The organism is Pseudomonas sp. RSB 5.4 (assembly GCF_037126175.1).
Classification (GTDB): Bacteria; Pseudomonadota; Gammaproteobacteria; order Pseudomonadales; family Pseudomonadaceae; genus Aquipseudomonas; species Aquipseudomonas fluorescens_H.
In genome coordinates this window covers 5,973,094-5,992,904 of record NZ_CP146986.1, presented here as the reverse complement: position 1 = coordinate 5,992,904, position 19,811 = coordinate 5,973,094, and the positions used below count along the sequence as shown (strand labels likewise).

Here is a 19,811-nt window from a genome sequence, read left to right as displayed (position 1 = left end):
AGAACGGAGTTCTCCCTAACGACCAAAAGGCCAATGGAAAAGCGATGGCGGAGAGATAGACAACGCGGCGGGCAAAACTGCCCACCGTTGTCTCAGGATATTTCACGACGGAATGGCGGCAACGCATTGAGAATCGCCTTGCCGTAGCGCTGGGTGACCAGTCGCCGATCGAGCAAAGTGATGGTGCCGCGGTCTTCTTCGGTACGCAGCAGACGCCCGCAGGCCTGGACCAGTTTCAAGGACGCATCGGGCACCGAGATTTCCATGAACGGATTGCCGCCACGGGCCTCGATCCACTCCGACAGCGCCGCCTCGACCGGATCGTCCGGCACCGAGAACGGGATCTTGGCGATCACCACGTGCTCGCAGTACGCACCCGGCAAGTCCACCCCTTCGGCGAAACTGGCAAGGCCGAACAGCACGCTGGAATCACCGCCATCGACCCGCGCCTTGTGCTTGTTCAGGGTTTCCTGTTTCGACAGGTTGCCTTGAATGAACACTTGCTTGCGCCAGTCGCGGTCGAGGCCATCGAACACGTCCTGCATCTGTTTGCGCGAGGAGAACAGCACCAGCGTGCCGCGCGAGCCTTCGACCAGATCCGGCAACTCGCGGATGATCGCGGCGGTGTGAGCCGCGGCGTCGCGTGGGTCGGCCTTCAGATCCGGCACCCGCAGCACGCCGGCGTCGGCATGATGGAACGGGCTCGGCACCACGGCAGTGACCGCTTTTTTCGGCAGACCGGCGCGCATGCGGAAACGGTCGAAGGTGCCCAGTGCCGTCAAGGTTGCCGAGGTCACCAGGCAGCCGTAAGCCACGTTCCACAGGCTGCGACGCAAGGTTTCTGCGGCGAGGATCGGGCTGGCGTTGACCTCGATGTCGAACAGCGAACCGCTCTCGGCCAGTGTCAGCCAGCGCGCCATCGGCGGGCTGTCTTCCGGGTCTTCGGCGGTAAATGCAGTCCACAATTCCCAGTTGCCCGAAGCCCGGGACAACAGGCTGCCGAACAGTGGATACCACTCCTCGGCCTGATTGCTGGCGATGCCGATGTTGACCTCGCCGTCCATGCCTTCCTTGAGCAGGTCGGTCAGACGGGTGAACAGATCGTTGAGCCGCGAGTAGCCCTTCTTCAGCTCGATGCCCATCTCGCGCATGTGCTCGGGAATCACCCCGCCAACGAAACGATGGCGTGGCCGCTCGCGACCTTCGACGTCTTCGCCGGGCTTGAAGTCGGCGATCTGCTCGCACGCGGTGAACATGAACTGCTGCTGGGTCTTGATCTCCCGCGCCAGCTCCGGCACCTGCTCGATCAGCTTGCCGAGATCCCCCGGCAACGGATGCTGGGCCAGCAGTTTGGTGAGGTTCTTCGCGGTGGTTTCCAGCCAGTCGGCGGTGGAACGCAGGCGCGTGTAGTGGGCGAAGTGGCCGATGGCCTTGTCCGGCAGGTGGTGGCCTTCGTCGAACACATAAATGGTGTCGCGCGGATCGGGCAGCACCGCACCGCCGCCGAGGGCCAGGTCAGCCAGCACCATATCGTGGTTGGTGACGATCACGTCGACTTTGCCCATGCCTTCGCGCGCCTTGTAGAACGCGCACTGGCCAAAGTTCGGGCAATGACGGTTGGTGCACTGACTGTGATCGGTGGTCAGGCGCGCCCAGTCGGCGTCTTCCAGCGCGTTGGGCCAGCTGTCGCGGTCGCCGTCCCACTTATTGCCGGCAAGCTTCTCGATCATGCTGGTGAACAGCTTCTGACTGGCCTCGTCGACCTCGATCTTGAAGCCTTCTTCTTCGAACAGCTGGGCGGTGGCGGTTTGCGCGTGGCCTTCCTGCAGCAGCATGTCGAGCTTGGACAGGCACATGTAGCGGCCACGGCCCTTGGCCAGCGCGAAACTGAAGTTCAGCCCGCTGTTGCGCATCAAGTCGGGCAAATCCTTGTAGACGATCTGCTCTTGCAGGGCCACGGTCGCGGTGGCGATCACCAGGCGCTTGCCGGCCAGCTTCGCCGTGGGGATTGCCGCCAGGCTGTAGGCCACGGTCTTGCCGGTACCGGTGCCGGCTTCCACCGCGACAATCGCGGGGTCGCCACTGCGCCGGCCTTCGTCGTCGGTATCGATATCCCCGAGGACTTTGGCGATTTCAGCGATCATCAGGCGCTGGCCGTAACGCGGCTTGAGGCTCTTGGCTTCAAGAAAACGCGAATAGGCGCCCTGGATCGTGGTTTTGAGTTCAGTGCTGATCATTGATTGTCGGGCGCAAAAAACGCTGGATAAATTTTCAGTGGTTTCGGATGGCGGCTATCATACCCCGCTAATTAATCCCGCGCAGAACGGAGTGCCCCAATGACACCTTTTAGCCTCGTTTATCCGCTGCATGTCTTGTCTGCCCTGGTCTGGGTCGGCGGCATGTTTTTCGCCTGGATGGTCCTGCGCCCGGCGGCTGTAAAGGCTCTCGACGGCCCTGCCCGCCTGACCTTGTGGGTGGAAGTGTTTCAAGGTTTTTTCCGCTGGGTCTGGGTCGCGGTGATCCTGTTGCCGATCAGCGGCGTCGGCATGTTGCATTTGCAGCACATCGGCTTCGAGACCGCGCCTAAATATGTGCAAGTGATGATCGGGCTGTATGTGGTGATGACGGCGCTGTTTATCCGGATTCAGGGCCTGATGCTGCCGGAGTTGCGCAAAGCGGTGGAGGCGAAAGACTGGCCCGCGGGTGCGGCGGTGCTGGGGCGGATTCGCCGGGTGGTGGGGATCAATCTGATTGTCGGGTTGGTGCTGGTGGCGATTGCGGCGGCGCGGCCGATGTTCTGACCCGCTGACGACCAGCACTTTTTGTGGCGAGGGAGCTTGCTCCCGCCGGGCTGCGCAGCAGCCCCAAATCAGCTGGCGCGTTCAATCTGATGAAGCGCGGTATCTGGGATGGGGCCGCTACGCGACCCAGCGGGAGCAAGCTCCCTCGCCACAATTGTGAATAGTGCTGTTATTTACAGGCGTTGCACGGTCACCGCACCCGCGGCCCCCACCGGCCCTGGCTGACCATCAGCGCCGGCCTTGCCGTTCTTGCCGCCATCAGCGCGGTACACCAGGCACCCCTTGGACTTGCCGCCCTGGCCGGCCTTGCCGCCGACACCCGCCGGACCACCGGCGCCGCCAGCGACGTCGACTTTGATCAGCTCGGCCGGAAACTCGCGAGGCACTTCCAGGCGCACCAGCGCACCCGGAGCACCGGGTTGGCCGTCGCTGCCATTGCTGCCATCAAAACCGTGTCCGGCTTCGCCCCAGGTACAGCCCGGATCTTCACCGTTGCCGCCATCCAGACCGACAAAACCTGGTGCGCCGGTACCGCCACGGGCATCGACAAACAGCTTGGGTGCGGTCAACGCCTTGAACTGCAGATTCAGATTACGCCCGGCACGGGCGGCTTTTTCATAGGTCCCCGGTGCCCCGCGTGCAGTAATCAGGCTGCCTTCGCTCAGTTCGGCACGAATGACTTTCATGTCCAGCGCCTGTTCGCTCGGAACAATCGCGATGCGTGCTTCATGGCCCAGGCGCAGTTCGCCGACGGTCAGTTCGGTCACATTGGAAGGAATCAGCAAAGTGCCGTAATCGGCGACTTCGAGTTTTTCCAGCTGCAAGGTGCTGGCGGTATTGGGCAGGCGCATCAGGGAATTGGTTTCGACACTGACCACCTGGGCGCAGGCCAAGGGACTGATGAATGCAGCGAGCAGGCAAAGTTTACGCATGGGAAGAAGCCTCCGGAGCGGCCGGGGCCGGGATGGTTTGCAGGTGGAAAACGCCAAACAGCAGGATCAGCAGACGGTCACGCCACGGGTTGGCACGCCCCTCGAGGCGAGAGAACAGCAACTCCAGCACATGCAGCGCCAGCAACAAGCCGCCGGCCAGATTGACCAGCAGATGCAGCGGATGCACAAACGGCATCAGCAGATTGAGCACTACCACGCACCAGAACAGCAGGGTCAGCAAACGCCCCAGCCCCCAGAAAACCTTCATACGCTCCCCCGTGTCGGAATTATTCTTTGGGCGCACAGTAACGGCTTACACGGGGGATAAGCCAGAGGGGCAAAAGAAAAAACTTTTGTCAGTCGTCGGATCGCTGCCGGTTCGACGATGATCGTCGCCCGGCAGCTCTAGTCTGCGGACTACAGACAAGTCTCAGCGATTGATATGCAACTCGACCCGACGGTTTTTCGCCCGTCCTTCTTCGGTCGCATTGTCAGCCACCGGCTCACTCTCGCCGCGTCCCTCACTGGTCAGTTTGTTCGGCGCCAGACCCTGGCTCAGCAAGTAGGCGGCAACACTGCTCGCGCGGCGTTCGGAAAGCGCCTGGTTATAGGCGTCCGAACCTTTGCTGTCGGTATGCCCGATAACCTTGATGCTCACCACGTCGGCGTTGCGCAATTTGTCCATCAGCGTATCGAGCTGGGCTTTGGCTGCCGGGGTCAGATCCGATTTGTCGAAATCGAACAACACATTGCCGGCATCGCTGAGGGTGATGACTTCGGTTTGCGGCGCTACAGGCTCCGCAGGTTTTTCGGTCACAGGATATTGCGGCAACGGGCAACCACGGTGATCGACCGGCGTATTGGGCGGTGTGTCCGGGCAACGATCACGACGGTCGAACACGCCATCGCCGTCTTCATCGCCATCCTGGGCGTAACAGATCAGTCCGCCAGTCAGAATCCCCAGCGCTGCGCCGCCACCGGCCCAGCCGCCACTTTCAATCGCGCCGAGCCCACCACCGACCAAGCCGCCAATGAGGCTGCAGATCGGCCATGTACGTTGATTGAGCGGGGCATCGCCATCGCTATGAGTGGCGCAACCGGTGAGCAAGCTGCCCAGCAGCAGCACCGGCAAGACGGACCTTGGGAAAACAGTCATTGTGAAAGCTCCTGTGTCACCGGCCCATACCGGTTACACAGGAGTAAAGACCCGCATCCGCGACTGCACAAGCCGCGGATGCGAGAGGGGCTAGCGGACGATTTTGATTTCGGTACGACGGTTCTGTGCACGACCGTCAGCGGTTTTGTTATCCGCCACTGGTTGGCTTTCACCCATGCCCGATACCGAGACGAAGCTGGCACGCGGCACACCTTGCGAAATCAGGTATTCCACCACCGAGTGCGCGCGACGATCCGACAGTTTCTTGTTGTAGGCATCGCTGCCGACGCTGTCGGTGTGGCCGGTCACGGTCAGTTGCGCCGTGGACGACTCTTGTTTCAGGCGCGTGGCGACTTTGTCCAGAACCTGTTTGTCGGCACCGGTCAGGGTGGCTTTGTCGAACTGGAAGTGCACATCACGAATAACGATGGTTTCTTCCCTGACAATGACCGCCTCTTCTACCACTGGCGCAGGGGCCGGTGGAGGGCAGCCGTCAGCATCGACCTGCACGCCTCGAGGGGTGTGCGGGCACTTGTCGCGACTGTCCGGCACACCATCGCCGTCTTCATCGCCATCACCGTGCACCCAGCAATAGGCGGCTGCCGTACCGCCGACCAACAGTGCGCCGTAGCCGGCCCACGCCGAACTTTCCGTCGCGCCGAGGCCCGCACCGACCACACCGCCGACCGCCGCACAGGTCGGCCAGTCGGTTTTCTGCAAACCTGCGCAACCAGTCAACACACTGGTTAGCAGAATCAAAGGTAACGCTGTCCGAACTATGCTCATCTGGTTTTCTCCTGAGGGATCGGCTTAGAACCGATTCACGGAGTAAAGACCGGAGTTTTAATCTCCGCCAGCAATAGGCCAGCGTCATTTGGGACCGTGTTCACAGGGATTTGGCACTTTTGCCATACGCGACAAAACGGGGTCTAGGCCGGATCCGTCTGGCGCGCTAGTCTTGGCGATCTGATTGAGGAGCTTCGATGAACGTCGCCATTTCTTCGCGCACGCCGCAACAGGCGCTGGCCGCTTTACTGGATCGCTATGCACCGGCGCGTTTGCTGCTGATCGGCGCCAGTGAGTTTCCAGCGTTGACTGCCTTCAAAGAGGCGCACACGGACTGCTGCGTCGCCCACGCCGCCCCCGGTGCACTGCCTGCCGAACTGGCGGCGCAACGCTTCGACCTGGCGCTGGTGGTCGATTGCCTGGAGCATCTGCCCAAGCGTGACGGCCTGAATCTGCTGGGCGGGATCCGCAACCTCAATGCCAGCCGCATCGCTGTGCTGGCAGACCTGCCGGCCAGCGGCTGGCAGGAGACCGATTTCTATTCACTGGCGCTGCAAGCCAGCGAACGTTTTCAGCGTGACGAGCAGGTACTGACCCTGTTCACCTACGATCTGCTTGACTACAAACAAGTCCCCGACTGGCTCAACTCGCGGTTCTGGGCCAATCCGGAAAACTTCGGGAAATACTGGTGGTAATGCAATGAGTACAGCCATTTGCCCGTGCGGCAGCGGCAACCTGCTGGAGGCCTGCTGCGGTCACTATCACGAAGGCCATCCCGCGCCGTGCGCCGAAGCCCTGATGCGTTCGCGCTACAGCGCCTACGTGCTGGGGCTGATCGATTATCTGGTGGCCACCACCTTGCCCGCCCAGCAGGCGGGTCTGGATCGCCAGTCGATCAGTGCCTGGAGCGCGCAAAGCACCTGGCTCGGTCTTGAGGTCGAAAGCTCGGAAGTGTTCGGCGGCCAGCCCGAGCACGCCTTTGTCACCTTTACCGCGCGCTGGCACGACAGCCAGGGCGAACACAGCCACCGCGAGCGCTCATCTTTCGTGCAAAACAGCGGGCGCTGGTACTTCATCGACCCGACCGTGCAGTTGAAGCTGGGGCGCAATGACAGTTGCCCGTGCGCAAGCGGGCAGAAGTTCAAGAAGTGCTGTGCAGGGTATTTCGGCGCATAGGCCTGCAATTTTTTTAGCGTCTAGACTGGCTGCAAAGGGAGTTCAACCATGCTCGGTCGTTGGCGCACATTCCAGTTCTTCACGTTGATGCTGTTGCTGAACCTCGGCGGTTGCGCCTCGTGGTTCAGCGACGACTCCCTCGACCCCGCCGTGCACCTGGTGAAAGTCGAGGTGGTGCGGGCCAAATTGCTCGAACAAAAATTCATCCTGCACTTTCGTATCGACAACCCCAACGACAGCGACCTGACCGTGCGCGGTATGGAATATCGCATTCATCTGGCGGATCTGCTGCTGGCCGAAGGCGAGCATGAACACTGGATCACCGTGCCCCCCAAAAGCAGCGCGTTCTACCGGATACCGATCCGCACCAACCTGTGGCCACGAGTGAAGGACGTGGTGAAAATGCTCAAGAGTCCGCACCAGCAGGTGCCTTATCAACTGCAGGGCGAGATGGAAACCGGTTTATTCATCGCTCACTACGTGCACCTGGAGCGCAATGGCGTGATAATCCCGGCCGATTTAATTCCGGAGCACAACCGATGACTCAGCAACCTCACGTCCATGGCCCTGACTGCAACCACGATCATGACCATCATCACGATCACGACCATGGCCATGTCCACGGCCCGAACTGCGGCCACGCCCACCAGGAACCGGTGCGCAACGCCCTGAAAGACGTCGGCCGCAACGACCCTTGCCCGTGCGGCAACGGCAAGAAATTCAAGAAGTGCCACGGCGCTTGATGTTTCAGGTGAAGTCCTTCTTCGCCTGACAAGCCGCCTTCGCGAGCAAGCCCGCTCCCACATTCGACCGCATTCCTACTGACTGAACGCAGTCGAATGTGGGAGCGGGCTTGCTCGCGAAAGGGCCGGCACATTCACCCCAAACTGTTCAGTCAGCCGCCAGAATCTGCTTCGTCCTGACCACCGTCGCATACTCCCCCTGCAAATTCCCCAGCGACATCCCGTGCACCTCTTCGGCTCCCACATTCGACCGCATTCCTGCTGACTGGACGCAGTCGAATGTGGGAGCGGGCTTGCTCGCGAAAGGGCCGGCACATTCACCCCAAACTGTTCAGACAGCCGCCAGAATCTGCTTCGCACTGACCACCGTCGCATACTCCCCCTGCAAATTCCCCAGCGACATCCCGTGCACCTCTTCGGCTCCCACATTCGACCGCATTCCTGCTGACTGAACGCAGTCGACTGTGGGAGCGGGCTTGCTCGCGAAAGGGCCGGCACATTCACTCCAAACTGTTCAGACAGCCGCCAGAATCTGCTTCGCACTGACCACCGTCGCATACTCCCCCTGCAAATTCCCCAGCGACATCCCGTGCACCTCTTCGGCTGAGCGCGGTGTGCCGAAGTAATCGGCCTTGTCGAAGGTGAAACACGCATCCTCCGCCACCCACGCCTCAAACCCCAGATTGCCCGCGGTGCGCGCCGTGGATTCCACCGAATTGTTGGTGGCCACGCCAACAATGATCAATTGCCCGATCCCCGCCTCACGCAACTGCGCTTCCAGCCCTGTGGCACAAAACGCATCCGGCACGCGTTTCTGGATCAGCCACTCGCCTTGCTGCGGCGCAAACCGTGGCTGAAACTCCACCCCCGGTTGTGCGGGCCAGAACACCGAATCCGGCGAATGCGACAGATGCTGCACATGAATCACCGGTCGCCCGCGGCTGCGCCATGCCCCCAGCAAGTCGAGCATGCGTTCTTCGGCCTGCGGATTATTCCGCCGCCCCAGGCGCGGCTCCAGAATGCCTTGTTGCTGGTCGATGATGATCAGTGCCGCGTTGGCCTTCAGCTCCATGGCGATTTTTCTCACGGGGGTCATTGAATTTTCCGCAGTTCAGCATCACCTGCAATTATTAAGCAAGCTATCGAACACACGGGACCACCTGCTGCCGGCGTTTGCTCTACGCAACCAAGCCAATTGTTGATCTGGAGTTTGCAATGATCGATCTGTATTACTGGACCACCCCCAACGGCCACAAAATTTCGCTGTTCCTCGAGGAGGCTGGCCTGCCTTACAAGGTGCATCCGATCAACATCAGCCAAGGCGAGCAGTTTCAGCCACACTTTCTGAAGATCGCGCCGAACAATCGGATTCCGGCGATCGTCGACCACGAACCGGCCGATGGCGGTGAGCCGCTGTCGCTGTTCGAGTCCGGAGCGATCCTGCTGTATCTGGCGGAGAAGACCGGCAAATTCCTGCCCAAAGACCTGCGCGGCCGGCAAACCGCGTTGCAATGGTTGTTTTGGCAGATGGGCGGCCTGGGGCCGATGGCCGGGCAGAATCATCACTTCAGCCAGTTCGCCGCGGAAAAAATCCCCTACGCGATCAAACGCTACATCGACGAAACCGCGCGCCTCTACGGCGTGTTGAACAAGCAACTGGCCGATCACGAATTCGTCGCCGGCAGCGAATACAGCATCGCCGACATGGCGATCTACCCGTGGATCGTCTCGCACAAGTGGCAGAGTCAGAACCTTGAAGACTTCCCGCACGTGTTGCGCTGGTTCAACCGGATCAAGGAGCGTCCGGCGACGGTGCAGGCGTATGCCTTGGTGCAGCAGATCAACCCGCCGAAAGCCTGATTGAAGCGCAAAAGATCGCCGCCTTCGGCAGCTCCTGCAGGGTGTACTCAATCCAATGCAGGAGTTACCGCAGGCTGCGATCTTTTCCATTCGACAGAAATACACAAATAACCCCTACCCCCGCTTGCGCGGCCACCTCCTGCTCACTAACGTAGCGGCTTTATTGCGCCCCCAGCCTCTACACCCCCGCAGGAGCTTTGCCATGGCCTCGCCAGCCCTTACACATTTTCTTCCCCGGTTCGGCGTTGCCGCAGCAGTGACCGGTGTCTTGAGCCTGTCCGGTTGCCAGACCTGGAACGCTCAGGACACCCTCCCGCCCACCTCCGGCGTGCAACCGCTCAAGGGCCTGGCGCAGAACGTTTCGGTGCGACGCAATGCCCAGGGCATGCCGCTGATCGAGAGCAACAGTTTCCACGACGCACTGTTCAGTCTCGGCTATGTTCATGCCAGCGACCGCATCAACCAGATGGTCACCCTGCGCCTGCTGGCTCAGGGACGTCTGGCGGAAATGTCCGGGCCGTCGATGCTCGACGCCGACCGCTACATGCGTGCGGTCAACCTGAAGAAAAGCGCCGCCGAGCTTTACAAGGCTTCGTCGCCACGGCTCCAGCGCTTCTTTGAAGTCTATGCGCGGGGCGTCAACGCCTACCTGTTCCGCTACGCCGACAAGTTGCCGGGCGATCTCGCCTCCAGTGGCTACAAGCCGGAATACTGGAAACCGGAAGATTCGGCGCTGATCTTCGCGCTGCTGAACTTCAGCCAGTCGGCCAACCTGCCGGAAGAGATCTCGTCCCTGATGCTGGCGCAAACCGTGACCAGCGACAAACTCGCCTGGCTGACCCCGTCCGCACCCGATGAAAATCTGCCACTGGCCGAGGCCGACAAGCTGCAAGGCCTCAAGCTCAACGGGCAGATCCCCGGTCTCACCGAGCTGAGCAATGCCAGCCAGCAATTGGCAGCGATGAATCTGCTGGGCGCCAGCACGTCGAACAACTGGGCGATCGCCCCGCAACGCAGCCGCAGCGGCAAGAGCATTCTGGCCAGCGACAGCCATGGCCCACTGGCGGCACCGTCGCTGTGGAGCTTCGTGCAGATCCGCGCGCCGAAATATCAGGCTGCCGGTGTCACCGTCGCCGGTCTGCCGATGATCCTCGGCGGTTTCAACGGCAAAGTCGCGTGGAGCGCCACCAGCGTGCTCGGCGACAACCAGGACCTGTTCCTGGAAAAGATCCGCCGTCAGGGCAACAGCCTGACCTATGAGGTCAACGGCAAGTGGCAACCGCTGGGCGTGCGCAACGAAACCTATTTCGTCAAAGGCCAGCGGCCGATTCGCGAAGCGGTGTACGAAACCCGCCACGGCGCGCTGCTCAACAGTGCCCAGGCAGCACAAGGCAACGGTTTTGGCCTGGCCCTGCAAACACCGAGCTTCACCGACGACAAATCGCTGGACGCGTTTTTTGACCTGACCCGCGCACAGAACGTTGAACGCGCCTCGGACGCCAGTCGCGAGATCCGCGCCATCGCCCTGAACATGGTGTTCGCCGACGCCAGCAACATCGGCTGGCAAGTCACCGGGCGTTTCCCCAACCGTCGTGAAGGCGAAGGCCTGCTGCCATCGCCGGGCTGGGAAGGTCGCTACGACTGGGACGGTTACGCCGACCCGATGCTGCACCCGTACGATCAGGATCCGACCCAGGGCTGGCTCGGCACCGCCAACCAGCGCGTCATTCCCCATGGCTACGGCATGCAACTGTCCAACTCCTGGGCGGCGCCGGAGCGCGGCGAACGTCTGGCGGAACTGGCCGGCAGTGGCAAACAGGACGGTCGCAGCGTGATCGCCATGCAGTACGACCAGACCACGACGTTTGCCGCCAAGCTGAAAAAAATGTTCGAAGCGCCGGGCATGAAACAGCCGCTGAAACAGGCGATTGACGCCCTGCCGGAAGCCGATCGCAGCAAGGCTCGCGAGGCCTTGACCCGATTGATGGCGTTCGACGGCAAGCTCAGCCCGACGTCGGCGGATGCGGCGATCTACGAGTTGTTTCTGCAAGAAAGCATGAAGCAGATCTTCCTCGACGAACTTGGCCCCGAGTCCAGCCCGGCGTGGAAAGCCTTTATCGCCAATGGCGACTTGTCCTATTCGGCGCAGGCCGATCACCTGCTGGGGCGTGAAGACAGCCCGTTCTGGGATGACATCCGCACACCGCAAAAAGAAGACAAGGCACAGATTCTGGCGCGCAGTCTGGCGGCCGCGATCAACGCTGGCGACAGCCAGTTGGGTGGCGATCACAAGGCTTGGCAGTGGGGCAAACTGCATGGCTACACGTGGAAAAACGCCAACGGCCAGACCGTTCGCGGGCCGCTGGCAGCCGGCGGCGATCACACCACGCTCAATACCGCGGCGTTTGCCTGGGGTAAGGACTTCAACACCACGCGAGCGCCGTCGATGCGTTTCATCGTCGACTTCAGCCAGAGCGAGCCGCTGATGGGCCAGAACGGCACCGGCCAGTCCGGCAACCCGGCCAGCCCGAACTACCTCAATGGCATCGACGCCTGGCTCAAGGGCCAGTACATCGGCTTGCCGATGCAGCCGCAGAACTTTGACCGGGTGTATGGCAAGACGCGTTTGACCCTCACCCCGAGCAAATAAACGCAATCCCTCCCTGTGGGAGCGGGCTTGCTCGCGAAGGCGTCGTGTCAGGCGATTTTGTATTGCCTGACACACTGCATTCGCGAGCAAGCCCGCTCCCACATTGGTTTTGCATCGCCTGGGAAATAATCGATAGAACTTCCGGACTCGCGCCAACCTCTTAGCTAACAAGCCCTCCATTCTGGTAACGACATGGACCTTGTTATCGCCCGCCCCGAAGGTTTGTATTGCCCGGCCGGGGACTTCTACATTGACCCGTGGCGCCCGGTCGAGCGCTCGGTGATCACCCATGCCCACGGCGATCACGCCCGTAACGGCAATCAGCACTACCTTGCCAGCAGCGCCAGCGAAGGGATTCTGCGTGCGCGTCTGGGTCAGGACATCAACCTGCAAACCCTCGCCTACGGCCAGCGGTTGACCCACCACGGGGTGACCTTGAGTTTCCATCCCGCCGGGCATGTGCTCGGTTCGGCTCAGGTACGTCTGGAATACGGCGGTGAAGTCTGGGTCGCGTCGGGGGATTACAAGATCGAACCCGATGGCACCTGCGCGCCGTTCGAACCGGTGCGCTGCCACACCTTCATCACCGAATCGACGTTCGGCCTGCCGATCTACCGCTGGCAGCCGCAGGCGCAGGTGTTCAGCGAGATCAATCAGTGGTGGCAGGCGAACATCGCCGCGGGCAAGGCCAGTGTGCTGCTCTGTTATTCGTTCGGCAAAGCCCAGCGGATTCTGCACGGCATCGACGCCAGCCTCGGCCCGATCCTCAGCCACGGCGCGGTCGAGCCGCTGAATCGGGTCTACCGCGAGGCCGGCGTGTACCTGCCGCCGACGATCTACGCCGGCGACATCAAAAAGTCCGACCCGATCATGCGTCAGGCGCTGGTGATCGCCCCGCCCTCGGCCGGTGGCAGCACCTGGATGCGCCGTTTCGGTGATTTCAGTGATGCCTTCGCCAGCGGCTGGATGCGCCTGCGCGGCACCCGTCGGCGTCGTGGGGTGGATCGCGGCTTTGTGCTGTCGGACCACGCCGACTGGCCGGGCCTGCTCTGGGCCATTGAACAGACCGGCGCCGAGCGCGTGATGGTGACCCACGGTTCGATCGGCGTGCTGGTGCGCCATCTGCGTGAACAAGGCCTGGACGCGCAGGGTTTCAACACCGAGTACGGCGACGACGAAGAGGAAAACATCGACGCCGAACCTGCCATCGCCGAGGTGCAAGCATGAAAGCCTTCGCCGAGTTGTACGCCGAACTCGACGCCACCACGTCCAGCAACGCCAAACTGGCGGCGATGCAAAGTTACTTCGCCCAGGCTGCACCGCAGGACGCGGCGTGGGCGGTGTACTTTTTGTCCGGCGGGCGCCCACGGCAATTGGTGCCGGTGCGCATCCTGCGCGAACTGGCGGTAGAGGTCTCGGGGCTGCAACCGTGGCTGTTCGAGGAAAGTTATCAGTCCGTCGGCGATCTGGCGGAAACCATTTCCCTGGTGCTGCCGGAAAATTCGCACAGCTCCGCGGCGGGCCTCGCCGAATGGATCGAAGACAAGCTGCTGCCGCTGCGCGGTGAAACCCCGGAATACCTCGCCCGCCAACTGCCCGCGCTGTGGGCGCAACTGGATCGGCCGAGCCTGATGTTGTGCATCAAGCTGATCACCGGCAGCTTCCGCGTCGGCGTATCGAAATTGCTGGTCACTCGCGCTCTGGCGTCGATGGCCGGCCTCGACAGCAAACGCGTGGCGCAGCGGCTGGTGGGTTACACCGACCTGTCGAACCGGCCGAACGCGGCCAGCTACCTGAAACTGATCGCGCCGGAGTCCGCCGACGAACACGCCCAGCGTGGCGGCCAGCCCTACCCGTTCTTCCTCGCGCATGCCTTGTCGCAACCGGTCGAGGAATTTGAAGGGCTGCTGGGGCCGGCGAGCCACTGGCAGGTGGAATGGAAGTGGGATGGCATCCGCGCGCAGGTGGTCAAGCGCGAGGGTCGGCTGTGGGTCTGGTCGCGGGGTGAAGAACTGGTGACCGAGCGCTTTCCCGAGTTCGACACACTGGTTCACGCGTTACCCGACGGCACGGTGATCGACGGCGAAATCGTGGTCTGGAAAAGCACTCATCCGAGCACCGAAGACGCCTTCGATCCGCAATCGAGCGCACCGCCGGCGGTGCAACCGTTCGCCCTGCTGCAGCAACGCATCGGGCGCAAAACCCTCGACAAGAAAATCCTCGAAGAAGTGCCGGTGGTGGTGCTCGCCTACGACTTGCTGGAATGGCAGGGCGAGGACTGGCGCAACCGTCCGCAGGCCGAACGGCGGGCGCAACTGGAACAAGTCATCGCCCACGGTAACAACCCGGTGTTACTGCCCTCGCCGATTCTGACCGGCAGCGACTGGTTCGACCTCGCCCGTCAGCGTGAAGCCTCGCGGCGACTGGGGGTCGAGGGCATGATGCTCAAGGCCCGCGACGCCCTGTATGGCGTGGGCCGGACCAAGGACATGGGCGTGTGGTGGAAGTGGAAGGTCGATCCGTTCAGCGTCGATGCGGTGTTGATCTACGCCCAGCGCGGACACGGCCGGCGCGCCAGTCTGTACAGCGATTACACCTTCGCCGTGTGGGACGGCCCGCCAGAATCCAGCCAACGGGCGCTGGTGCCGTTCGCCAAGGCCTATTCGGGGCTGACCGACGAGGAAATGCGCCAGGTCGACAGCATCGTGCGCAAGACCACCGTGGAAAAATTCGGCCCGGTCAGCAGCGTCAAGCCAAGCCTGGTGTTCGAACTGGGTTTCGAAGGCATCGCCCTGTCGCGACGGCACAAGAGCGGGATCGCCGTGCGCTTTCCGCGAATGCTGCGCTGGCGGCAGGACAAGACGGTGGATGAGGCCGACAGCCTGGCGACGCTGCAGGATTTGCTGGCCTGACCCGGTTTCCGGGACAAACCTCCAATCGTCCTGAATGAATTCCCTGTGGTGAGGGAATTTTGTGGTGAGGGGATTTATCCCCGATCGGCTGCGCAGCAGCCGCAAATCCGTACGCGCGGTTTGCTGAAAGAACACTGGGGGCCGCTTCGCAGCCCATCGGGGATAAATCCCCTCACCACAAGTCACCTCACCCCTGGTCCTCTCAACCACAGAAAAATGCGTGCATCGACCCAACTTGGTGCAGCCTTCAACAGCCGCCCATTTCCGTGCACCAATCCTTCTCCCTCCTCCCTCCCCCAACCTTTTAAAACACTTGTTCGGGACTCTGGTTCGGAAATTGCTACTTTCTATAGGTCGTACGCGTTGCAGTAACAATAATTCTGCGCCACAAGCGCTCATATTGGTTCTTAGGGATTGAATAATGAAAAAAGCATTGCTGACCCTTTCTGCACTGGCGTTGTGCATGGCTGCCGGCTCCGCGCTGGCCAAGGAATACAAAGAGCTGCGTTTTGGCGTTGATCCTTCCTACGCACCGTTCGAGTCGAAAGCGGCCGACGGCAGCCTGGTGGGCTTCGACATCGACCTGGGTAACGCGATCTGCGCCGAGCTGAAGGTCAAGTGCAAATGGGTTGAAAGCGACTTCGACGGCATGATTCCGGGCCTCAACGCCAACAAATTCGACGGTGTGATCTCGTCGATGACCGTGACCCCGGCCCGTGAAAAGGCGATCGATTTCTCCAACGAGCTGTTTTCCGGCCCAACTTCCTACGTGTTCAAGAAGGGTTCCGGCCTGAGCGATGACGTCGCTTCCCTCAAGGGCAAGTCGGTCGGTTACGAGCAAGGCACCATCCAGGAAGCCTACGCCAAGGCTGTGCTGGAGAAGGCCGGGGTGAAAATCCAGGCTTACGCCAACCAGGATCAGGTCTACGCCGACCTGAAAAACGGCCGTCTCGACGCCTCGATCCAGGACATGCTGCAAGCCGAACTGGGCTTTTTGAAGTCGCCGGATGGCGCCAACTATGAAGTCAGCAAGCCGGTCGACAGCGAATTGCTGCCAGCCAAAACCGCTGTCGGTATTAAGAAAGGTAACAAAGAGCTGAAGGCGCTTTTAGATAAAGGTATCAAAGCGTTACACGATGACGGCAAATACGCCGAGATTCAAAAGAAACACTTTGGCGATCTGAATCTGTACAGCGGTAAATAATGCCCTGGCGCCCATCACTCGATGGGCGCCTTTTCCATCCGCTCAGGTTGCTGATTTATGTTCGAAAACCTCTTACAAAATCTGGGGCTCTCCGCCTTCAGCCTCAAGGGTTTCGGCCCGTTGCTGTTGGAAGGCACCTGGATGACCATCAAATTGTCGGCGTTGTCGCTGCTGGTGGCCGTGTTGCTCGGCCTCTTGGGCGCCAGTGCCAAACTGTCGAAATCGAAACTGCTGCGCCTGCCTGCCCAGCTCTACACCACGCTGATTCGCGGGGTGCCGGATCTGGTGCTGATGCTGTTGATCTTCTACAGCCTGCAAACCTGGTTGACGGCCCTGACCGACGTCATGGAGTGGGACTACATCGAAATCGACTCTTTCACCGCCGGGGTGATCACCCTGGGCTTCATCTATGGCGCGTATTTCACCGAAACCTTCCGTGGGGCGATCCTCGCCGTACCACGCGGTCAGGTCGAAGCGGCCACCGCCTACGGCCTCAAGCGTGGCCAGCGTTTTCGCTTCGTGGTGTTCCCGCAAATGATGCGCTTCGCCCTGCCGGGCATCGGCAACAACTGGATGGTGATGCTCAAGGCCACCGCGCTGGTGTCGATCATCGGTCTGGCGGATCTGGTCAAAGCCGCGCAGGACGCCGGTAAAAGCACCTATCAACTGTTCTACTTCCTGGTACTCGCCGCCTTGATCTATCTGCTGATCACCAGTGCTTCGAACGTCATCCTGCGCTGGCTCGAGCGCCGTTACGCCGCCGGTGCCCGGGAGGCCGTACGATGATCGAACTCCTGCAGGAATACTGGAAACCCTTCCTTTATACCGACGGCAACAACATCACCGGGCTGGCGATGACGATGTGGCTGCTCAGCGCCTCGATCTTCATTGGCTTTCTGGTGTCGATCCCGTTGTCGATTGCCCGGGTGTCCTCGCACTTCTATGTGCGCTGGCCGGTGCAGTTCTACACCTACCTGTTCCGGGGCACGCCGCTCTACATCCAGTTGCTGATCTGCTACACCGGGATCTACAGCCTGGCCGCCGTGCGCGCGCAGCCGTTGCTCGACAGTTTCTTTCGCGATGCGATGAACTGCACGATCCTCGCGTTCGCCCTGAACACCTGCGCCTACACCACGGAGATTTTCGCCGGAGCGATCCGCAGCATGAACCATGGCGAAGTCGAAGCGGCCAAGGCCTACGGACTGACCGGCTGGAAGCTGTACGCCTACGTGATCATGCCGTCGGCGCTGCGTCGCTCGTTGCCGTATTACAGCAACGAAGTGATCCTGATGCTGCACTCGACCACCGTGGCCTTCACCGCGACTATCCCCGACATCTTGAAAGTTGCGCGGGACGCCAACTCGGCGACCTACCTGACCTTCCAGTCGTTCGGCATCGCCGCGCTGATCTACCTGACCATTACCTTTGCGCTGGTCGGCCTGTTCCGCCTCGCCGAACGCCGATGGCTGGCGTTCCTCGGGCCGACCCACTAGGAAAACCTGTAATGCGACACCAGATCCATGACCTGTTGGCCCCGGTGCCGGGGACCGCACGACAGATCCACAGCTTCCACTTCGGCCCGGAGCAGGCCCAAGGCAAGATCTACATCCAGTCCTCGCTGCATGCCGATGAAATGCCCGGCATGCTCGTCGCCTGGCATCTCAAGCAGCGCTTGGCGGAGTTGGAAGCCGCCGGGCGCCTGCGCAGCCAGATCGTGCTGGTGCCGGTAGCGAACCCGGTCGGCCTTGAACAAGTGCTGATGGACGTGCCGCTGGGCCGCTACGAACTGGAGAGCGGGCAGAACTTCAATCGCTGGTTCGTCGACCTCAGCGAAGAAATCGGCAACGACATCGAGGGCAAGCTGGGCGACGACCCGCAGCGCAACCTTGAGTTGATCCGCACCAGTCTGCGCAACGCCCTTGCCCGCCAGACCGCCGCCACGCAACTGCAGTCCCAGCGCCTGACCCTGCAACGGCTGGCCTGCGATGCCGACATGGTGCTGGACCTGCACTGCGATTTCGAATCGGTGGTTCACCTCTACACCACGCCCGAGGCGTGGCCGCAGGTCGAGCCGCTGGCGCGTTACATCGAAGCCCAGGCCAGTCTGCTGGCCACCGATTCCGGCGGCCAGTCGTTCGACGAATGCTTCACCCTGCTGTGGTGGCAACTGCAGGAACGCTTTGGCGAGCACTTTGCAATTCCGCTGGGCAGCTTTTCGGTGACCGTCGAATTGCGCGGCCAGGGTGACGTCAATCACCCGATGGCCAGCCGCGACTGCCAGGCATTGCTCGACTACCTGGTGCAATTCGGCGCGATTGTCGGCGAACCGGCAGCGCTGCCGCCGCTGCCCTTCGCCGCCACGCCACTGGCGGGTGTCGAACCGGTGGTGACGCCCGTTGGCGGCCTGCTGGTGTACGCCGCACAGGCCGGGCAATACCTCGACGCCGGGCAACAGATTGCCGAAATCATCGACCCGATCACTGATCGGGTGACCTCTATTTGCTGTACCGCTGCCGGCGTGATGTACGCCCGCTCGCTGCGGCGCATGGCCACTGCCGGAATGGTCATCGCCCACGTGGCGGGCGCCGAAGCCTATCGCAGCGGCTACCTACTTTCGCCTTGAGGATGTCTGTCCCATGTACAAATTGACTGTTGAAGGTCTGCACAAAAGCTATGGCGACCATCAGGTACTCAAAGGCGTTTCGCTCAAGGCCAAAACCGGCGACGTGATCAGCCTGATCGGCGCCAGCGGCTCGGGCAAAAGCACCTTTTTGCGCTGCATCAACTTCCTCGAACAACCCAACGATGGCGCCATGAGCCTCGATGGCCAGGCGATCCGCATGGTCACCGACCGCCACGGCATGCACGTCGCCGACCCGAATGAACTGCAACGCCTGCGCACGCGCCTGGCGATGGTGTTCCAGCATTTCAACCTGTGGAGCCACATGACCGTGCTGGAAAACATCACCATGGCCCCGCGCCGGGTGCTGGGTTGCAGCAAGCAGGAAGCCGAAGACCGCGCCCGCCGTTACCTGGACAAGGTCGGCCTGCCCGCACGGGTTGCCGATCAGTACCCGGCGTTTCTCTCCGGCGGCCAGCAACAGCGGGTGGCGATTGCCCGTGCGCTGGCGATGGAACCGGAAGTCATGCTGTTCGACGAACCGACCTCGGCGCTCGACCCGGAGCTGGTGGGTGAGGTGCTGCGAGTGATTCAGGGTCTGGCTGAAGAAGGCCGGACGATGATCATGGTCACCCACGAAATGAGCTTTGCACGCAAGGTATCGAGTCAGGTGCTGTTTCTGCATCAAGGGCTGGTGGAAGAAGAAGGTGCGCCGGAAGACGTGTTGGGCAATCCGAAGAGTGAACGGCTGAAGCAGTTCCTCAGCGGTAACCTCAAGTAACCCCATCCACAGTTCCCCTGTGGGAGCGGGCTTGCTCGCGAAAGCGGTGTGTCAGTCAAAACTGTTCTAACTGGCACACCGCTTTCGCGAGCAAGCCCGCTCCCACAGAGGTATGTGCTCGCACAAAATTAAACTTGTCCCTCAACGGCGCGGTCACTGAAGGAACACCTTCAGAGCGCAAGCCGCCGGT

General features: G+C 61.4%; 20 protein-coding genes and 2 pseudogenes. 14 read left to right on the top strand and 8 right to left on the bottom strand.

Annotated features, from left to right (window positions below):
- Positions 1–92: 92 nt before the first annotated feature.
- Positions 93–2,237 (bottom strand): ATP-dependent DNA helicase DinG, encoded by a 2,145-nt coding sequence (gene dinG, locus V9L13_RS27020; RefSeq protein ID WP_003222341.1) that lies wholly within the window; start codon positions 2,235–2,237, stop codon positions 93–95.
- 99 nt (positions 2,238–2,336) lie between these two features.
- Here dinG and V9L13_RS27015 point away from each other — a divergent pair, with 99 nt between their 5' ends.
- Positions 2,337–2,801: a DUF2269 family protein gene (locus V9L13_RS27015; protein WP_003222340.1), complete on the top strand. Its 465-nt coding sequence runs from the start codon at positions 2,337–2,339 to the stop codon at positions 2,799–2,801.
- A 173-nt stretch (positions 2,802–2,974) separates the two neighbouring features.
- Here V9L13_RS27015 and V9L13_RS27010 read toward each other — a convergent pair whose 3' ends face one another.
- From V9L13_RS27010 to V9L13_RS26995, 4 genes are all read right to left on the bottom strand, one after another.
- Complete coding sequence (locus V9L13_RS27010; protein ID WP_338800965.1) at positions 2,975–3,733, bottom strand: collagen-like protein; 759 nt, start codon at positions 3,731–3,733, stop codon at positions 2,975–2,977.
- A complete protein-coding gene (locus tag V9L13_RS27005) occupies positions 3,726–4,001 on the bottom strand; it encodes a DUF1145 domain-containing protein (RefSeq protein ID WP_003222338.1) in 276 nt (91 codons plus the stop codon). Before V9L13_RS27005 ends, V9L13_RS27010 begins: the two co-directional genes overlap by 8 nt.
- 162 nt (positions 4,002–4,163) lie before the next feature.
- On the bottom strand, positions 4,164–4,889 hold the full coding sequence (locus V9L13_RS27000) for an OmpA family protein (protein WP_103522357.1): 726 nt from the start codon (positions 4,887–4,889) through the stop codon (positions 4,164–4,166).
- Positions 4,890–4,979: 90 nt separating this feature from the next.
- Positions 4,980–5,675 (bottom strand): OmpA family protein, encoded by a 696-nt coding sequence (locus V9L13_RS26995; RefSeq protein WP_103485721.1) that lies wholly within the window; start codon positions 5,673–5,675, stop codon positions 4,980–4,982.
- A 197-nt stretch (positions 5,676–5,872) separates the two neighbouring features.
- On the opposite strand from V9L13_RS26995, the gene V9L13_RS26990 reads away from it, so the two are divergent.
- The 4 genes from V9L13_RS26990 to V9L13_RS26975 are packed head-to-tail and all read left to right on the top strand — an operon-like array spanning position 5,873 to position 7,594.
- On the top strand, positions 5,873–6,370 hold the full coding sequence (locus tag V9L13_RS26990) for a DUF6231 family protein (protein ID WP_338800964.1): 498 nt from the start codon (positions 5,873–5,875) through the stop codon (positions 6,368–6,370).
- 4 nt (positions 6,371–6,374) lie between these two features.
- Positions 6,375–6,851, top strand: a complete 477-nt coding sequence (locus tag V9L13_RS26985; RefSeq protein ID WP_003222334.1) for a YchJ family protein — start codon at positions 6,375–6,377, stop codon at positions 6,849–6,851.
- A gap of 48 nt (positions 6,852–6,899) precedes the next feature.
- Complete coding sequence (locus V9L13_RS26980; protein ID WP_201135631.1) at positions 6,900–7,394, top strand: LEA type 2 family protein; 495 nt, start codon at positions 6,900–6,902, stop codon at positions 7,392–7,394.
- Positions 7,391–7,594, top strand: a complete 204-nt coding sequence (locus V9L13_RS26975; protein WP_003198420.1) for an SEC-C metal-binding domain-containing protein — start codon at positions 7,391–7,393, stop codon at positions 7,592–7,594. Before V9L13_RS26980 ends, V9L13_RS26975 begins: the two co-directional genes overlap by 4 nt.
- Positions 7,595–7,742: 148 nt before the next feature.
- On the opposite strand, the pseudogene V9L13_RS26970 reads toward V9L13_RS26975, so the two are convergent.
- From V9L13_RS26970 to V9L13_RS26960, 3 genes and pseudogenes are all read right to left on the bottom strand, one after another.
- Positions 7,743–7,832 (bottom strand): annotated as a pseudogene (locus V9L13_RS26970) (cysteine hydrolase); the annotation flags it as partial.
- Between the two features lie 93 nt (positions 7,833–7,925).
- Positions 7,926–8,015: pseudogene (locus V9L13_RS26965) on the bottom strand (cysteine hydrolase); the annotation flags it as partial.
- 93 nt (positions 8,016–8,108) lie between these two features.
- Entirely contained in the window at positions 8,109–8,666 is a 558-nt protein-coding gene (locus V9L13_RS26960) for a cysteine hydrolase family protein (RefSeq protein WP_338802907.1), read from the bottom strand.
- A 143-nt stretch (positions 8,667–8,809) separates the two neighbouring features.
- On the opposite strand from V9L13_RS26960, the gene V9L13_RS26955 reads away from it, so the two are divergent.
- The 9 genes from V9L13_RS26955 (at position 8,810) to V9L13_RS26915 (ending at position 19,621) form a co-directional block, all read left to right on the top strand.
- Entirely contained in the window at positions 8,810–9,454 is a 645-nt protein-coding gene (locus V9L13_RS26955; protein WP_003222330.1) for a glutathione binding-like protein, read from the top strand.
- Positions 9,455–9,656: 202 nt separating this feature from the next.
- Positions 9,657–12,104, top strand: a complete 2,448-nt coding sequence (locus V9L13_RS26950; RefSeq protein WP_338800963.1) for a penicillin acylase family protein — start codon at positions 9,657–9,659, stop codon at positions 12,102–12,104.
- A gap of 192 nt (positions 12,105–12,296) precedes the next feature.
- A complete protein-coding gene (locus V9L13_RS26945; RefSeq protein ID WP_003222325.1) occupies positions 12,297–13,331 on the top strand; it encodes a ligase-associated DNA damage response exonuclease in 1,035 nt (344 codons plus the stop codon).
- On the top strand, positions 13,328–15,016 hold the full coding sequence (locus V9L13_RS26940) for an ATP-dependent DNA ligase (protein ID WP_003222323.1): 1,689 nt from the start codon (positions 13,328–13,330) through the stop codon (positions 15,014–15,016). Before V9L13_RS26945 ends, V9L13_RS26940 begins: the two co-directional genes overlap by 4 nt.
- Positions 15,017–15,437: 421 nt before the next feature.
- A complete protein-coding gene (locus V9L13_RS26935; protein ID WP_103521848.1) occupies positions 15,438–16,220 on the top strand; it encodes a transporter substrate-binding domain-containing protein in 783 nt (260 codons plus the stop codon).
- Positions 16,221–16,277: 57 nt separating this feature from the next.
- Entirely contained in the window at positions 16,278–17,006 is a 729-nt protein-coding gene (locus tag V9L13_RS26930; RefSeq protein WP_003222319.1) for an ABC transporter permease, read from the top strand.
- Positions 17,003–17,713 (top strand): ABC transporter permease, encoded by a 711-nt coding sequence (locus V9L13_RS26925; protein WP_003222318.1) that lies wholly within the window; start codon positions 17,003–17,005, stop codon positions 17,711–17,713. Before V9L13_RS26930 ends, V9L13_RS26925 begins: the two co-directional genes overlap by 4 nt.
- Positions 17,714–17,724: 11 nt before the next feature.
- Positions 17,725–18,843: a succinylglutamate desuccinylase/aspartoacylase family protein gene (locus V9L13_RS26920; protein ID WP_338800962.1), complete on the top strand. Its 1,119-nt coding sequence runs from the start codon at positions 17,725–17,727 to the stop codon at positions 18,841–18,843.
- Positions 18,844–18,856: 13 nt separating this feature from the next.
- Positions 18,857–19,621, top strand: coding sequence for an ATP-binding cassette domain-containing protein (locus tag V9L13_RS26915; protein WP_003222314.1), 765 nt, complete (start codon positions 18,857–18,859; stop codon positions 19,619–19,621).
- Positions 19,622–19,811 lie beyond the last annotated feature (190 nt).

Coding starts and splice junctions, on each gene's coding strand:
- V9L13_RS26950 (WP_338800963.1), top strand. CDS start 9,657: ATGGCCTCGCCAGCCCTTACACATTTTCTTCCCCGGTTCGGCGTTGCC.
- V9L13_RS26960 (WP_338802907.1), bottom strand. CDS start 8,666: ATGGAGCTGAAGGCCAACGCGGCACTGATCATCATCGACCAGCAACAA.
- dinG (WP_003222341.1), bottom strand. CDS start 2,237: ATGATCAGCACTGAACTCAAAACCACGATCCAGGGCGCCTATTCGCGT.
- V9L13_RS26955 (WP_003222330.1), top strand. CDS start 8,810: ATGATCGATCTGTATTACTGGACCACCCCCAACGGCCACAAAATTTCG.
- V9L13_RS27000 (WP_103522357.1), bottom strand. CDS start 4,889: ATGACTGTTTTCCCAAGGTCCGTCTTGCCGGTGCTGCTGCTGGGCAGC.
- V9L13_RS26940 (WP_003222323.1), top strand. CDS start 13,328: ATGAAAGCCTTCGCCGAGTTGTACGCCGAACTCGACGCCACCACGTCC.
- V9L13_RS26935 (WP_103521848.1), top strand. CDS start 15,438: ATGAAAAAAGCATTGCTGACCCTTTCTGCACTGGCGTTGTGCATGGCT.
- V9L13_RS27010 (WP_338800965.1), bottom strand. CDS start 3,733: ATGCGTAAACTTTGCCTGCTCGCTGCATTCATCAGTCCCTTGGCCTGC.
- V9L13_RS26995 (WP_103485721.1), bottom strand. CDS start 5,675: ATGAGCATAGTTCGGACAGCGTTACCTTTGATTCTGCTAACCAGTGTG.
- V9L13_RS27015 (WP_003222340.1), top strand. CDS start 2,337: ATGACACCTTTTAGCCTCGTTTATCCGCTGCATGTCTTGTCTGCCCTG.
- V9L13_RS26990 (WP_338800964.1), top strand. CDS start 5,873: ATGAACGTCGCCATTTCTTCGCGCACGCCGCAACAGGCGCTGGCCGCT.
- V9L13_RS26915 (WP_003222314.1), top strand. CDS start 18,857: ATGTACAAATTGACTGTTGAAGGTCTGCACAAAAGCTATGGCGACCAT.
- V9L13_RS26985 (WP_003222334.1), top strand. CDS start 6,375: ATGAGTACAGCCATTTGCCCGTGCGGCAGCGGCAACCTGCTGGAGGCC.
- V9L13_RS26925 (WP_003222318.1), top strand. CDS start 17,003: ATGATCGAACTCCTGCAGGAATACTGGAAACCCTTCCTTTATACCGAC.
- V9L13_RS26980 (WP_201135631.1), top strand. CDS start 6,900: ATGCTCGGTCGTTGGCGCACATTCCAGTTCTTCACGTTGATGCTGTTG.
- V9L13_RS26945 (WP_003222325.1), top strand. CDS start 12,297: ATGGACCTTGTTATCGCCCGCCCCGAAGGTTTGTATTGCCCGGCCGGG.
- V9L13_RS26930 (WP_003222319.1), top strand. CDS start 16,278: ATGTTCGAAAACCTCTTACAAAATCTGGGGCTCTCCGCCTTCAGCCTC.
- V9L13_RS26975 (WP_003198420.1), top strand. CDS start 7,391: ATGACTCAGCAACCTCACGTCCATGGCCCTGACTGCAACCACGATCAT.
- V9L13_RS26920 (WP_338800962.1), top strand. CDS start 17,725: ATGCGACACCAGATCCATGACCTGTTGGCCCCGGTGCCGGGGACCGCA.
- V9L13_RS27005 (WP_003222338.1), bottom strand. CDS start 4,001: ATGAAGGTTTTCTGGGGGCTGGGGCGTTTGCTGACCCTGCTGTTCTGG.